General features: G+C 61.6%; 14 protein-coding genes. 6 read left to right on the top strand and 8 right to left on the bottom strand.

The features are described 5' to 3' along the window. Positions 1–7 precede the first annotated feature (7 nt). Positions 8–1,282, bottom strand: coding sequence for a type II restriction enzyme NmeDI-related protein (locus tag NMB43_RS10590; protein WP_494348128.1), 1,275 nt, complete (start codon positions 1,280–1,282; stop codon positions 8–10). A gap of 214 nt (positions 1,283–1,496) precedes the next feature. Between NMB43_RS10590 and NMB43_RS10595 the strand changes: the two genes are divergently transcribed. Further along, positions 1,497–1,688: a heavy-metal-associated domain-containing protein gene (locus NMB43_RS10595; RefSeq protein ID WP_494348129.1), complete on the top strand. Its 192-nt coding sequence runs from the start codon at positions 1,497–1,499 to the stop codon at positions 1,686–1,688. Positions 1,689–1,774: 86 nt separating this feature from the next. Here the strand turns inward: NMB43_RS10595 and NMB43_RS10600 are convergent, their stop codons facing one another. Then, a complete protein-coding gene (locus tag NMB43_RS10600) occupies positions 1,775–2,110 on the bottom strand; it encodes a four-helix bundle copper-binding protein (protein WP_494348130.1) in 336 nt (111 codons plus the stop codon). A gap of 823 nt (positions 2,111–2,933) precedes the next feature. Here NMB43_RS10600 and NMB43_RS10605 point away from each other — a divergent pair. The 3 genes from NMB43_RS10605 to NMB43_RS10615 all read left to right on the top strand — a co-directional run bounded on the left by NMB43_RS10605 (position 2,934) and on the right by NMB43_RS10615 (position 6,852). Then, entirely contained in the window at positions 2,934–5,384 is a 2,451-nt protein-coding gene (locus NMB43_RS10605; protein ID WP_494348131.1) for a DUF4238 domain-containing protein, read from the top strand. A gap of 133 nt (positions 5,385–5,517) precedes the next feature. Then, positions 5,518–5,931, top strand: coding sequence for a hypothetical protein (locus NMB43_RS10610; protein ID WP_494348132.1), 414 nt, complete (start codon positions 5,518–5,520; stop codon positions 5,929–5,931). A gap of 75 nt (positions 5,932–6,006) precedes the next feature. Beyond that, positions 6,007–6,852, top strand: coding sequence for a DUF5677 domain-containing protein (locus NMB43_RS10615; RefSeq protein ID WP_494348133.1), 846 nt, complete (start codon positions 6,007–6,009; stop codon positions 6,850–6,852). Positions 6,853–7,028: 176 nt separating this feature from the next. Here NMB43_RS10615 and NMB43_RS10620 read toward each other — a convergent pair whose 3' ends face one another. Beyond that, positions 7,029–7,448, bottom strand: coding sequence for a hypothetical protein (locus tag NMB43_RS10620; RefSeq protein WP_494348134.1), 420 nt, complete (start codon positions 7,446–7,448; stop codon positions 7,029–7,031). A gap of 91 nt (positions 7,449–7,539) precedes the next feature. On the opposite strand from NMB43_RS10620, the gene NMB43_RS10625 reads away from it, so the two are divergent. Further along, positions 7,540–7,845 carry a helix-turn-helix domain-containing protein gene (locus tag NMB43_RS10625; RefSeq protein ID WP_494348135.1) on the top strand — a complete coding sequence of 102 codons (306 nt, stop codon included), beginning with the start codon at positions 7,540–7,542 and terminating at the stop codon, positions 7,843–7,845. Positions 7,846–7,879: 34 nt separating this feature from the next. Here NMB43_RS10625 and NMB43_RS10630 read toward each other — a convergent pair whose 3' ends face one another. Beyond that, positions 7,880–8,959, bottom strand: a complete 1,080-nt coding sequence (locus tag NMB43_RS10630) for a tyrosine-type recombinase/integrase (RefSeq protein ID WP_494348136.1) — start codon at positions 8,957–8,959, stop codon at positions 7,880–7,882. Between the two features lie 99 nt (positions 8,960–9,058). On the opposite strand from NMB43_RS10630, the gene NMB43_RS10635 reads away from it, so the two are divergent. Continuing rightward, complete coding sequence (locus NMB43_RS10635; protein ID WP_494348137.1) at positions 9,059–9,499, top strand: DNA-binding protein; 441 nt, start codon at positions 9,059–9,061, stop codon at positions 9,497–9,499. Positions 9,500–9,607: 108 nt separating this feature from the next. On the opposite strand, the gene NMB43_RS10640 is transcribed toward NMB43_RS10635, so the two are convergent. The 4 genes from NMB43_RS10640 to NMB43_RS10655 all read right to left on the bottom strand — a co-directional run bounded on the left by NMB43_RS10640 (position 9,608) and on the right by NMB43_RS10655 (position 15,114). After that, a complete protein-coding gene (locus tag NMB43_RS10640; protein ID WP_494348138.1) occupies positions 9,608–10,597 on the bottom strand; it encodes a DNA-binding protein in 990 nt (329 codons plus the stop codon). 517 nt (positions 10,598–11,114) lie between these two features. Further along, entirely contained in the window at positions 11,115–11,465 is a 351-nt protein-coding gene (locus tag NMB43_RS10645) for a hypothetical protein (RefSeq protein WP_494348139.1), read from the bottom strand. Positions 11,466–11,522: 57 nt separating this feature from the next. Beyond that, on the bottom strand, positions 11,523–11,897 hold the full coding sequence (locus NMB43_RS10650; protein ID WP_494348140.1) for a hypothetical protein: 375 nt from the start codon (positions 11,895–11,897) through the stop codon (positions 11,523–11,525). 61 nt (positions 11,898–11,958) lie between these two features. Then, positions 11,959–15,114, bottom strand: coding sequence for an efflux RND transporter permease subunit (locus tag NMB43_RS10655; RefSeq protein ID WP_494348141.1), 3,156 nt, complete (start codon positions 15,112–15,114; stop codon positions 11,959–11,961). Between the last annotated feature and the right edge of the window lie 2 nt (positions 15,115–15,116).

Raw genomic sequence — 15,116 nt, forward strand, 5'->3', positions numbered from 1 at the left:
GTCTGACTCAGAGCGCGTGGACGATCGCCTCGATCGCCTTCATGCCCTGACCGAAGCGCGCCATGGCCAGGCGATGCGCTTCGAGCTGTCCATAGGGCAGGTAGCGCACTTTGAGCTCACCGATCTTGCTGAACGCGGGGCGGGCCAGTTGGGCGCGCACATCCTTTTCCCGATTGTCCGGCGCGACCAGAAACAGGCTTTGCGTCGCTGCTGCGTTCGCGCCCCAGGCCAGGTCCAGCAAACGCACGATCCCCGAGTAGATCGAGGTGGTGTGCTCGACTTCAAAGGCCGCCGTCACGTGACCCGAGTCATCGAGCCACAGTACGTCGATCAGGCGCACGGCCTCGTAACCGGCGCTCTGCGCCAGCGCTGCCGGCAAGTTCTCCAGGCAACCATCGCCCAGGCGGCCGTCGGCATACGGTCGGCTGCGATCGTTGGCGGCAATCCACACCGCATAGCCCAGCGCGAGGCCCAGATCACGCAGCCAACCTTGCACCTGCGTATGGGTGTGGTCGCTCGCCTGGGCGCTATTCAATGCCTTGTCCGCGGCCGCCGCTTCTTCCCGCACCTGCGCCAGATCCGCCTCCCACTTGGCGCGCGCGGCCTGGTCATCGCCCACCGGCGGGGCTGCATAGCGTCCCGCTCCGATATCGAACAGCAACCCGGCCACCGCCCCCAGATCGTTGGAGAGCTGATCGCGCAGCCGCGCATTGAGTTCCAGCATGCCAGCGCGCATCGCGAGGTATTCGCTCCAGCTCCCCAGTTTCACCTTGGCCCCCATGAGCGCGTTGTAGCCGCGCACGATCGCGGTGTTGAACGGGGGCATGAAGGTCGGGTGCATGAAGTAGAGCAGGTTCGCGGCCGCCGGCCCGAGGCCCTTGATCTTCTTCGCGTCCAGCGTGCGAATCCCCGCCAGCAGGGCGTGTTCGGTCGTGCAGCATGCGCAGTGATCGAGAAAACGCGCGAAGGCGAGCTGGTTGTCGCGGTTCTCGTAGATATCCGGAATGCGCAGCTTGGGCTTCCATAGAAACGCGTGATCCGCGCCCTTGAAGATCTGGCGCTGCTCGGCAATGGAGCCGACCGCGGTTTCCAGCGACGAGCCCTTGTAGACATTCCCGAAGGCATCCGCGTCGATTTCCTGGACGACCTGGGCGATGCCGCGTCGGATGGAGCGGAAGTTCTTCAACCGCTCTTCCCACAGAAACCAGGTCTGATAGGTGGCGCCGGGGTCCGCTTTCCAGCGGGACAGCAACAGGCGCAAGGACTCCTCATGCGCGTCCATCAATCCAGGGGGCATAGCGTCGGCGGGCTGGCAACGGTAACCCGCTCATTATGGCGCGGGGCGGCGCGGCTTGCCCTGGATGGCGTCAAGGCCGATGCGGATCATCGCGCGGCGGGAGCCGGATGCGTTCCCCACCTTCACGTGCTTGACTCTCCCTGCCGGGGAGGGTTGAAGCTTGACTACGCCAATACAGGCGAGACACTGGAGCACTGACATGCTGGAATTTACCATCCCGAACATGAGCTGCGGACACTGCGCAAGTACCATCACCCAGGCAATCAGAGCATTGGATGCCGACGCACGCGTCACGATGGCTTTGCCGGAAAAGCAGGTGGTGGTCGAGTCGGACCTGACGGCCGATGAATTGCGGGCCTGCCTGGCGCAGGCGGGCTATCCGCCTGCCTGAGTGACAAGGAAGGTGCGACGAATAACGAGGCGTGCCGCGCGAGACCCCGGGTCGCCGAAGCGACCCGTGGCGGATTTCTCCTTGCATCAGGCAGCGTCCGCCATCGCGCGGCACGCCTGCGCGCAGCGCTGACAGGCTTGGGCGCACGCCTGGCAATGCGCCATCTCGTGGCGGCCACACTCTGCAGCGCAGGTTGCGCACACCTCGGCGCACGCCGCACACACCACCGCGGCCAGCGTGCTGCCGCGGGCCATGTAACCGGCGGCCAGCCGGCAAATGGCGGCGCAATCGATGTCGAGTGCGATACATCGGCCCATTGCGTGGACATGTTCTTCTTCCAGACAGGCTGCGGCACAGTGGTCGCATGCGTCGGCACAGGCGTGACAGGCTTCAATGCAGGACGCGAATTTCTCGTGGCTCATGGCAATTCCTTTCGATTGTGAGATCGGTTTCGATGAACGTAAGGGCCCGGTTCCGCGCCATGGCACGCCAGGCGGACGTTCAGATTGCGGCGGGACGAGAGCGCTAGCGCTTGGGCGGGTGTTCGATCCGCTGCGGATCCGGGGAAGAGGAGTAAGGCGGACGGTAGGAGGGGCGCCCCAAGGACACGTGGGGTAGCCGCGGGCTGCGCACGTCGGGGAGGACGCCCAGCACCTGGCAGCAGGCCAAATCGCAGGCGCTGTGTTCGCACGACGGGACTGCAACCCTAGCGCCGGGTATGTCAGTGGCCTCGCATTGCTCGGTATGCGTATGAGAGCCTTCTTGGGGCCACACCGAGGTCGGCGCGAACAGCATCAAGGCGAGGCTAAGCGCGAAAGCGCACTGCCGCCGCCAGCCAGGGACGTGTTCGACCACGCCCTGCGGGCGTGAGCGTCGTAGTCCGGTGGAGGTTATCTGCTTGGCCATCGAGCCCTCGATCACGGCGCGCGATCATGCGGATCGCGCCTCCGTGATCTGCAGGGCAAATGGCGGGCCTCGGGCGCCCCGGTCACCCCCGGCGGCGAGGCGGTCCGGAGACAATTGGCTTGGGGAAAAGCCGCGCCAGCACCGCCTCATCGAGAGCGAGTGCGCAAGCGCGGAGCCCTACACCTCATCGCGTTCCCACCCGTTCCCCTACGTCGCAAGAGACGAACATTGCTCCGGCCACTGCGGTCGACATGCCAAACAGATACAATGCCCATAAGCGCCCGGAAAGCAGGCGCTTGGCCGTCATAGCCGCGACTTCCGACGACGCTAACTGAGCGGATGACCGAACAAAAGAGCCGGAACAACCACTATGTCCCGAAGTGGTATCAGCGCGGCTTTCTTGCCGCTGGACAGTCGCGCCTGTTCTATCTGAATTTGGCACCGGATCTTCAGTCGCTGCCGGATGGTCGGGAGGTGCCGCACACGGCGTTGCGCAAAAAGGGCATCGACAGCTGCTTCGTGGAGTACGACCTCTACACCACGCACTTCGGCCCAATCGTGAATGACGAGGTCGAGACGCGGCTATTCGGCAATATCGACAGGCACGGCGCGCCAGCCGTCCGCGCTTTCGCGCTGGGCGATCACGACAACATTCATCAATCGTTCGAAGATTTTTTCGAGTTCATGGCGGCGCAGAAGCTGCGTACGCCCAAGGGCTTGGACTGGATTCGTTCGTGCTACGGTGAGCTTGGTCAACTCGACCTAATGGTGGAGATGCAGGCATTGCGCCTCATGCACTGCGCCATGTGGGCCGAGGGCGTCCGAGAGATCGTTTCGGCAGCGGACTCGGACGTGAAGTTCATCGTGACGGACCACCCGGTCACGGTGTACAACGCAGCCATGCCCCCGTCGTCGCCGGCATGCGCCTATCCGCAGGATCCAATGGTGGCCGCGCTGGGGACCCAGACGGTGTTCGCGCTCAATGCCGACACCTGCCTGATCTTTACCCATCTGGAATACGCCAAGCAACCGGACGGCCAGGACCTCCATCGACTGCGCACGAACGCCCGACAGCTTGGAGGCGGCATCACGCGCACGGACAACTTCATTCGCGACCGGCGCCTGAGCCGAGATGACGTGATTGCCATCAACTATCTGCTCAAGTCGCGAGCGAAGCGCTACATTGCGGCCGCTGACAAAGCCTGGCTTTTTCCGGAACAGCACTTCCATGGCAGTTGGGCGAGCATTGCCGAGGTGTTACTCCCGAGGGGCGATCTGTGGACCTTCGGCGGCGAGATATACGTGGGCTACGCGGACGGCACCTCCGGGTACTGGGACGCGTATGGGCGCACCTCCAAGGCCCACGCGTTTTTGGCGCGCAAGTCCCCGCGCGTGACCATTGAGGCCGATGATTTCTGCGGCTGCGGTAGCGCCTATGCCTACAAGGATTGCTGCCAGCCGCTTGGGGCCGCTGAGCGCCCTTCCTGGGAGATCTACGGGCTGCGCGAGCGCAACCTGATGTTCTGCAACGCCGTCCAGGGCATTCTGGGTCTGCATGACGACGGCGCATCTTGGGAGGACGTGCGCCGCACATTAAGCGACGAGCAGGTCCAACGCATCCACGGCGTGTTCTCGGCGCTATGGCCTGAGGACACGGATCTGGCCTCACTGCTGCCGCGGCCCAACCGAAAGGTGCTGCGCTCGGTCTTCATGGGATTCGCCGATCCGCGTACCGTCGAGGCGACGGTAATTGGGTGGCTGCCGTACATCGATGAGATCGTGCTCGTGAACCCATTCTTCCTGGGCACGCGCATGAAAGCCGAGTTCAGCCCTATCGAGTCGCCCGGCGCGTACAAGATGCAGACGCTCAAGAACGTCATGCTCCTGCTGGTGCTGGAGCCGTTCATCCGTGCGGGTTTCGTCCATTTAGTGCCCGACCCCTGCGAGGTCAACGCGACCCTGGGCCGGCATCTGCGCGAAGTGCTGGCTCGACGCGTCACAGGCTGGACGCCCCCCGACGGCGGACTGGACCGGTTCCTGAAACTCGGGGAAGCAGAAACACGCCGCTACTTTTGGATGTTGCCCGAGGCGTCCCAGCGCAGTTTCATTGCCCGGAACGTTCCAGGCGCTGACGCCGCGACGACGGATTGGCTTATCGCACATTACAAATCCCTGGCCGAGGCCGACCCCTATACGCTTCTGCAACCGCTTCCCGCCGGCGAGGCGGGCGCGCAGTGTCAGGTCTTCAGAGGGTTGAATCTCGAATCGGCGCTCTATCTGGCCTCGCTGACCGGGTCCATTATTCACGTGGATACGCAAGCTCACTGGGAGCAACTGTTGAACGACGCACAACCCGCTCGCGCGCCTTCGCTCCCCGCCTGGGAACCTGTGCGCCAGGCGCTGGGCGAAATCTCGTTCCCGGTGGAGCAAGACGCGTACGGGGTGGCTGAGCGACTTGACCAGGGAGACTGTGCGCCGATTCGGTCGCTGCTGCGGCAGCTGGCCGAAGCTGTGGCAACGCCGGCAGGCGGGCCCGCGCCTGCAGAACTGGCCCAGCAGCTTCTCCAGTCCCGCGTGGCAGTAGAAAGCACCGCCCAATGCGCAGATGAGGGCTCGGTGCTCTGCGCCCGGCTCGACCTCCATGTGCCGCCGCACGGATTCAGCCGCCACGAGGTGCAGCGGCTGCTCATCATGTTCGCCGGCGCGACCGAGCCGCAGGCGGTGCCCTATGCGCTACGTCTGATGTTTGATGAACCGCTGGATGTCGGCGAAGACGCGGGCCCGCGATAGCCATTGCCGCTTCGCACCCAAGAGCCTTCCGCCTTGAGGCCACTGCGTTGCTCGACCGGTTCAGCAGGCGTTGTGCGATCTTTGCGTAGCGAGTCCGATCTCCGGATTCTCCATTTTTCCTCGGTGATGCACGATGTCAGGCAGCAAGGGCAACAGCTTTCTTATTGGAACGAACTTCAGCGGAGACATGGCGGATCTCCTGGCGGCCATTGTCTCGGACCGTGACGATCTGGCATGCGAAGATGAGTGCGCGTCGTCCGAGACAACGTCCGATCCTCTTAATACTCCCCTGGGGGCTTCACCACTCAAAGGTCGCCTCAAAGAGTGGTGGCTAGCCGAGCAGGATTCCCCTCAAGCCATACTGATCCCCGAACGCATTCTGGTCGGCGTAATCCGGACCTGGGACGGCAAGACCAGTCGTATAGTTGCCATCGATCCGCGCCATCAGCGCGTTCAGACCTTCTCGGGCAACGTGTACGAGCTTGGAGTGCCAGAGACGTCCTTTGCTGCACACGGTCGTCATGTCCTCCGACACATGGGTTTTTAGGCGCGGGGCTACGATGAGCTTGATGAACTGTTGCCGGCCGACCATGAAACCGGTGGGAAGGGAGAATAGACAATCATGACAGCCGAGGCGAGCGTAGAGTTTTCAGTAGATGATGCGTTCTTGCCTGCCACTCTCCTGACGCGTACCGATTGGTCTGAGCCAGTACAACAACTGGGCCACTTGTGCGTGGCCATCAACCGGCTTTCCGTACAGCGCATCAAAGAAATCGAACTCAACCCGGACCCCGCCCCCACCTTCGTGTCGGCGCTACTGTTCTGCCAAGCCACCATGGGATTCGAGGCTGCGTGCCGGCTGGCCGGTGTTGGCCTCGAAGGCGAAGCGCACGCCCAAGCGCGGAATTGTCTGGAAGCAGCAATCCTCGGCTATGCGTTAGCCGCGAAGCCGGAATTGGACGTGATCGCGCGGCTGAACAGCGAGTACAAGCGTCACCACAGCACTTGGCAACAAGCCCTGCGAGAGCATCTGGACTCCCCTTACGGTCCTGTGCTCGACGCGCTCATCCAACAAAAAATCAAGCTGGCGGACGGTTGCCCACCTGCAGCCTATAACCTGGAGCAAATTGCCAAAGGGGCCGGCATCGCCGATGTGTATGCAGGCCTCTACCGCAGCCTGAGTGCAGACGCCGGACATCCCACCTGGGACTCGCTGTCCCGATACATCAACTGGGACAAAGTCTCTGGGCAAGCCACAGGGATTTGCGTCAGGCCTCGGTTTGAGCGGATCGAGGAGACACTGACGATCATGGCGCTTTGTCAAATCCTGGCCCTCAGGGGGGTGCAACTCGCCTTTCCGAGCGAGGCTGTCGATAGGATTCTTGACCGTCATTTCGAGGACCTGCGGCGTTATGCCTCGGAGTCGCTGATGAACACAGTCTCGATGGCCCTGTCCGAACGTCGCTGAACTTTTCTATGCGCCCGTCATCATGACGTCAATGGAATGCGATAGTTGCCGTATGTGTGGCGTGCAAGCAGACGGGGAGCGATGCCGATTACCTACTGCGCAGTTGATCGAGGCCGCCCGCGAATTGGGCGTGGCGTAATGGCTGGTGCCGATTGGCTCTCTTGGAGGGCATTCAACTAGAACGCGACGCGTATCTCCCAAGACGCACCCTCGCTGTCCTCTCGTGCGTGGCGCGTCCCGTCGGCCAATTCAAACGCGAGTAGGCGTTGCCCACACTCTGAACGCGTCGCCTGCCAGACACGAACAACCGTCTCCATCTCCCAGCGGGTGGGCTCGGACTGGTTATCTCGACGCAACAAGCAAAGGCTGAGTACCCGAACCTCATTCTTCTGATGCTGAGCCAGCAGCGAATCGACCTGAATCTCATCCGAAAGCAAGATCGTGTTGTCGATGCCAACGCCATCTTCTTCCACCCGATAAGTTGCCAAATACCAGGGCAAAAACGAATAGATCCTGACAAATGACCACAAATCCAATCCCCCTCCCATCAGGTTAGACAGGAAGGGATGGTGCCCTTGGGCATCCGTTACAAACATTGCGACCTCCCTAAAATGAACACTGTAGATTGTAGTCCTATAGTGTGCATCTTGGCTTCATTGTCGGCTTTGGACGCACCCGATGCCGACCATGAATCTCCGCTTAGCAATAGGCCGCACGATCCGTGCGCTGCGGCGAGCCCGCGGACTCACCCAGGAGTCTTTCGATGAGGTGTCCTCACGGACTTACTTGAGCACGCTCGAACGAGGCCTGAAGGGCGTTTCCCTGGAAAAGCTGGATGAGTTGGCCGGCGTATTGAACGTCCATCCTGCCGCGCTGCTGAGCGTCGCCTATGCCATAAGGTCACAAGAGGATCCGCAGGCGCTGTTTGAACGGATCGCGGCGGAGAGCGCCATGCTGCTCAAACTGGTGACTCAGGTGCAACACAACATGTAGGCTCGCATGCCACCTTGGCAGGAATGACGTAGAGCTAACTGTCCGAGGCGGGCAGAGCGGCATCAAACAGATGCGCCGCCCGACTCGCCAGGACGCTACCCGCGCGGAAATAGCTCAGGGCCGTGCGCAGGCTGGCGTGCCCCGACAGCGCCATGGCTTCCCCCAGCGGAATCGCGTTGAGGCCCGCTTCGGTCAAAAAACCGGCGCGCAGGGAATGGGCGGAAAAGCCCGCCGGCAGCCCGGCTTGCTGCGCACGCCGCATCACGATGCGGCGCACCGTCGCCGCGCTCAGCCCTTCGCCTACCACGACCCCGCCCAGGATGCGCCGGAAGAGAGTGCCCGACTGCAGCCCGGCGGCGGCGAGCCAGGCCGCCAGCGCCTGGCCGGCTTCGCCCACGACCGGTTTCTGGGCATTCGGATCGTCCGCGGCCGTTTGATCGGTCTTCGACTGCCCCATGACGTACACGTATTGTGCAGGCCCGACGGCGTGCAGGCGGTCCAGCGTGGCGGTGACGACTTCGGAGCGGCGGCGCCCGCCCGTGGCCACGGCAAAGAGCAACAGGGCGCGATCGCGCAGCCCGATCAGCGAGTCGTCGCAGGTGGCCAGGAGCTGCTGCAAAACCTCCCGCGTCAAGGCGGGCTTGCGGGCCGGGCGAACGCCGCGGGTGGCGTAGGCGCGGCGCGTGGCGGCGAGCAACTCTCGCACCGCGATGGCAGCACACGGATTGGGGAGGGCGCACTGCTGATGCACGCGGGACAGCACCGCCAGCCGGTGATTCAGCGTGGCCAGTGACAAGGGGCCGGGCTTGCCCTTGAAGCCCAGCGCCACCAATTGCGCGTCCAACTCGGCCGGCAATTCATGCTGCAAGCCCTGCGGGGTGCCGCGCTGGGCGTGGTCCACCACGAAATGAATGACCGTTGCAGGGGAGAGGGGGAGCTGGATCGGGGCGCCCAAGCGCAGCAGGTGCCAGGCGGCCCAGTACCGCATGGCCGTCCGATAGCTTCGGCGCGTGTTGCGGGATTCGCCTTCGGCGCGCAAAGCCGCCGCGGCGTCGGCGATGTCGGGGGGCAACTCCAGTGCGTGAAGCGCCCGAACGGCAAGACTGTCAGTCATACTGTATGCTGTACTGTATGTTACGCAATAAAGTTAGCATTGTTCGATAACCTTCACTTATCGTACATTGTTTATGCATACTAGCCCGGAGAACGCACGATGGCCACGGGGATCACGGAACAGGACGTCTGGAAGGCGGCCGACGCGCTGCTGCTTGAGGGCCAACGCCCCACGATTGAACGAGTGCGCCAGAAAATCGGGCGCGGCTCACCGAACACCGTCCAGCCTTACCTCGATACCTGGTTCAAGGGGTTGGGGGCCCGCATCCGGGATCCAGAGGCGTTTTCGGCCGCATCCGATGTACCCGACCCGGTGGCACAAGCGTCCCGGTTCTTCTGGGAAACCGCACAATCCGAGGCACGTGCGGCGATCGGTGCTCAGCTCAAGGCCGAGCAAGAGGCCATTGCACAGGGGCGTGCTGATCTTGCGCAGGCAACCGAAGTGCTCGCGCAGCGAGAACGCGCGATACAAGCTCAGCTGGCCACCTCGGCGACGGCCTTGGCGCAGGCCCATCAGCAAGTCGAGGATCTAGGGGTATGACCGGGATGAAGCAAAAATTAGGACTTTCGCTTCCTAACTATCTGTTTTTATTGAAAGCCATTCTTGGATAGCTGTTGAGCAGTTACGCATATGAACTCTCATGCAATGTCACGACTTGCTCTTGGATTGCTGTAACTCGACCAATTGCGAATGCAACCCAGCAAGTAAAGTGTCCTGTCCGTCTCGAATGGACAGAAGCTGCGCGCGCTCGATTTCCAGCTGCCGCAATTGATCATCGCGCTGCACTAGCACCTCGTGAAGCTGCTGCTTGGCGGTAGCAGCCTGGTCAGCGCGCTCCGTCAATGTGGCTACGGCATGATCACGCTCTGAAATGCCTCGACGCAACTCATCCGTCTGCTTTTCGGCTCGATGCAGCTGACTTTCTGCCTGATGCAGCGCTTTTGTGGCTGCAGCCAGTTCGGCTGTGGTTTTGGCTAGTTCGCCGTAGAGCTTTGTGATTTCGCCCTGCTTTGCTGACAGTGATTGATTGTTCGCCCGGAGTTCAGCCTGAAGTTGCTGAACCTGTTGTTCATGGCGCCGCTGATCCTGGTCTCGCTGCTCTTTGGTGGATTCCCGGTAGTGCTCCAAGGCTGTGCGGGCATGTTGGTGCTTCTCTTCAAGGGATTGCCTGTGCGCTTCGTTGTCGCGCAGGCGTTCCACCATATCTTGAACTTGCTGCGTCAGCCTTTCGCCTTCCATGCGCGCGGCAGTCAACAACTGGCCAGACTTCGCGTGGGCTTCGCGCTCATCGGCAAGTAACTGGACAGTTTCCGCCAATCGAGCTTTGGTGGCGCCAAGTTCTTGCTGGAGTTTTTCTATCTCGCCCGCTTGTTGCTGACGCTGACCATCCCAGGTTGCACGAGCCTCGGCGATACGGGCATCCGCTTCCTCGTTCAGCCGTGCTGACAGCCTTCCCACGAGATCTTGCAGGGCTTCGCTGATCGCGATTCCTCCGCCGACGCCGCCCCCTTCCTCCTCTTCCAGCTCCTTTAGGTATCGATGGATGGTGGTTTTGGAGCCTGTCCCCAGTTCTGCCCGTACTGCATCGATTGAAGGGTATTTCCCTTGAACGATGAGTGCATCGCGAGCTTTCTTCACCTCTGACTTGTATAGCCCGCTTCTAGCCATGGTATCGATCCCTTGCTGTGTATTTCATACTTGTTACGTACCATGCTAGTACATACCACTACAAAGTCAAGATGGGTTGTAATTGCGGGAAAGCATGAGGCGCGATAATAGGGAGTTATCACGCCTCAATACGAAAACTGAGGGGATTTGGAAGGATTTCAGTACAACCATGAGCCGAAGGCGATTCATTTTTTCGCCGAAGCGTGCTTGTATTCGACAAACAAGAAACTCGTCACACCGCCAAAGAATGGACGGGATGAAGCGCAATCGTTATTGCTGACAGAAACGTAATCCCCACGTCACTGTTGCGTTGTCGTTCATTCTCCAGAATGAAGTCGTGAATGGGGCGTCATCTGAATGGCCTCCATTCACGACCTAAATCTACAAAAGAGGAGATCATGAAATCTGCATCCATTGCTGCATTGTTTTCCATTGCGCTAACCACACCTTCATGGGCTGTGGGGTCGCGGGAGAATTCGTTGCATGTTTAAGGCTGATTCCGCATCACCAAGGCATTCTCGCAGCGGCGGATATTCATATAAACGGCATCACCGCTTTTCAGAGCCAGCTCTTCAGGTACGGGTAACACGCGGCGGCGTTCCATCCGGTTACTGCGGTAGCTGATCGCAGCCATTTTTGTGTCCGCTGGATAAGGTGTTCCGCTCTCGCTCCGGCAGTCATAGCCGCTGTATTGAGGCAGGCTTTCATCTGTTGAAATAGCAACGACCGAGCCCGGGCGCCAGCCATCGCTGAGAGAGTAAGGGCCAGGGTCTAGAAACGAGCATGCCGGCACGAGCAGGATCAAGGTGATGGGCCAGAGCGTTTTGTAGTGGTGCATGCTTGAGCCTCCCAATGAATGCGCGGCGCGAGCCCGGCGCCGCGCGTGATGAAGGGTTTATTTGAGGGTGAAGCGTGCGCTGGCGGTCGCCTTGCCGGGCAGGCTGACTTGGGCTGCAGCCTTGGTGCCGGCAGCAATTTTGAAGCTGCCTTTGGCTTCGAGCTTGTCGCCCGCCGGCTTGAGTTCAACCTCCTGCTTCTCCGTGCCAGACAGCAGCGTGACGCGTGCACTGGCGCCGTCGACTTTCACAGGCTTGCCATGGTCGCTGACGTAGATGTGCAGCGTGTCGGCCTTGGCGACCAGTTCGTACTGCATGTCTTTGACTTCGGTGACGATGCCGCCGTAAGCGGGTTTGTGATCGCCACTGGCGAGGGCGAAGGGTGCAGTCAACAAAGCTGCGCTGCTGAGGATGGCGATAAGAGCGTGTTTCATGGTGCGTCCTTTCAGAGGATAAAAATAAGCGGGGCACGGGCGTGCCCCGCTTGTTGCCGCATCAGCGGTGTTCAGGGGTGGGCATGTCGGCCGATTCCTCATCGCGCCCATGCGCCAGCCGGTACAGCACGGGCAAAACCAGCAGGGTGAGCAGGGTCGAAGACAGGATGCCGCCGATGACGACAGTCGCCAGCGGGCGCTGCACTTCGGCACCGGTACCCAGGGCAATGGCCATGGGTACGAAGCCAAGCGAGGCAACGAGTGCGGTCATCAGCACCGGCCGCAGTCGCGTCAAGGCGCCTTCGAAAATGGCTTCGTCGAGCGACTTGCCTTCCTCGCGCAGGTTGCGGATGAAGGCCAGCATCACCAGGCCATTGAGCACGGCCACGCCGCACAGGGCGATGAAGCCCACGGCAGCCGAGATCGACAGCGGGATGCCACGTGCCCACAGCGCGACGATGCCGCCGGTGAGCGCGAACGGAATGCCGGTGAAGACGATCAGGCCGTCCTTGAAATTGCCGAACATGGCGAACAGCAGGGTGAACACCAGCAGCAGCGACACCGGCACAACGATCTGCAGGCGCTTGCTTGCCGACTGCAGGTTCTCGAACTGACCGCCCCAGGTAGTCCAGTAGCCGGCGGGGATCTTCACCTGTGCATTCAATGCCTGCTCGGCCTCGCTGACAAACGAGCCCAGATCGCGACCGCGCACGTTGGCACTGACGACGATGCGACGCTTGCCGTCTTCACGACTGACCTGGTTGGGGCCGGGCGCCAATTCGAGTGTGGCGACCTCGCTCAGCGGGATGAAACGCAGGCTGCTGCCTTCACCCTTGGGCAGAGCCACCGGCAAGCGCTTGAACGCCTCCAGATCGCTGCGCAAGGCCTCGGGCAAGCGTACCAGTACATCGAAGCGGCGGTCACCCTCGAAGATGGTGCCGGCCTCCTGTCCGCCAATCGCGGTGGCGACGACCTGCTGCACATCGGCCACGTTGAGGCCGTAACGCGCCGTTTTCTCGCGGTCGATGTTCACGGTCAGCATTGGCAGGCCGGTGGTCTGCTCCACCTTCACGTCCTGCGCACCGGAGACGCTGCCCAGCACGCCAGCGATACGCTCCGCCGTGCTGTTGAGCACCGCCATGTCGTCGCCAAAGACTTTCACCGCCACGTCACTGCGCACGCCCGAGATCAGCTCGTTGAAGCGCATCTGGATGGGCTGCGTGAACTCGTAGTTGTTGCCGGGTACCTTGGCCAGTGCGGCCTGCATGGCTTCGACCAGATCCTCCTTGCTGCGCGAAGGGTCAGGCCACTCGGACTGCGGTTTAAGCATCACGAAATTGTCCGCCACGTTGGGTGGCATCGGGTCGGTGGCGACCTCGGCGGTGCCGATCTTGGCGAACACCCGCTCGACCTCGGGGAAGCTCTTGATGGTGCGCTCCACGTCAGCTTGCATGGCCACCGACTGCGACAGGCTGGTGCCGGGTATGCGCATGGCGTGCAGGGCAATATCCCCCTCATTGAGACTGGGGATGAACTCGCTGCCCATGCGCAATGTGAGCAAACCTGACAGCAGAACCATTACGAAGGCTGCCACTAGCACAACAGGCTTGTTGGCCATGACCCGTTGCAGCACCGGCGCGTAAGCCCGCTTGGCGGCAAGCATCAGGCCGTTCTCCTTCTCTGCCACCTTGTTGCCGATGAACAGCGCCACGGCGGCGGGGATGAAGGTCACCGACAGGATCATGGCGCCGAGCAGCGCGATGACGACCGTGAAGGCCATCGGGTGGAACATCTTTCCTTCCACGCCGGTGAGCGCAAAGATCGGCAGGTACACGATCATGATGATGAGCTGGCCGAAGAGCAGTGGCCGACGCGCTTCTTTCGAGGCGGCAAACACCTCGTGAAAGCGCTCGCTGAGCGTCAGCGGCCTGCCGTGGTGTGCTTGCGCGTGAGAGAGACGGCGCACGCAGTTCTCGACGATCACCACCGCCCCGTCGATGATAATGCCGAAGTCCAGCGCGCCCAGACTCATGAGGTTGGCGCTGACTTTCTGCGACACCATGCCGCTGAAGGTGAACAGCATCGATAGCGGAATCACCAGCGCGGTGATGAGCGCGGCGCGGATGTTGCCGAGGAACAGGAAGAGGATGACGATGACCAGCACGGCACCTTCGAGCAGGTTCTTCTTCACCGTCTCGATGGCCTTGTCGACCAGCACCGTGCGGTCGTACACCGTGATGGCCTCCACGCCTGCAGGCAGGTTGCGATTGATGTCGGTCATCTTGGCATCGACGGCACGTGACACCGTGCGGCTGTTTTCGCCCAGCAGCATGAACACCGTGCCCAGCACCACCTCACGGCCGTTCTCGGTGGCCGCACCCGTGCGCAGCTCACGCCCGAAGTCCACCTCCGCCACATCGCGCACCCGCACCGGCACGCCATCGGCACTGCCCAGCACCACGTTGCGCAAATCTTCCAGCCCGCCCAGTTGGCCGGGCGCGCGGATCAGGTACTGCTCGCCGCGCTTCTCGATATAGCCGGCACCGACGTTGGCGTTGTTGTTCTCCAGCGCCGTGACAATGTCCTGCAAAGTCAGGCCGTAGGAGGCCAGACGCTGCGGATTGGGCGCGACCTGGAACTCCTTGGCATGCCCGCCGATGGTGTTGATCTCGGTGACGCCGGGCACGTTGCGCAGCTGCGGTTTGATGATCCAGTCCTGGATCTCGCGCAGATCGGTAGGCGTGTAAGGCTGGCCATTGGGCTTGAGCGCGCCGTCTTTGGTCTCCACCGTCCACATGTAGATTTCACCCAGGCCGGTCGAGATCGGCCCCATGGTCGGCGTGAGGCCGGTTGGCAATTTCTCGCGCGCTTCCTGGATGCGCTCATTGACCAGTTGTCGCGCGAAATAGATGTCGGTGCCGTCCTTGAAGATCACCGTTACCTGCGACAGGCCGTAGCGCGACAGCGAACGCGTCTGCTCCAGATTCGGCAGTCCGGCCATCACTGTTTCAATGGGAAAGGTCACGCGCTGTTCGGCTTCCAGCGGCGAGTAACCCGCAGCCTCGGTATTGATCTGTACCTGGACGTTGGTGATATCAGGCACCGCATCGATGGGCAGGCGCTGGTAGTTGTAGACGCCCAACGCGGCCATGCCGATGACGGCGAGGATGACAAACCATCGTTGCTCGATGGCGAAGCGGATGAGACGTTCAAACATTT

The sequence above is a fragment of the Uliginosibacterium sangjuense genome (assembly GCF_059132465.1).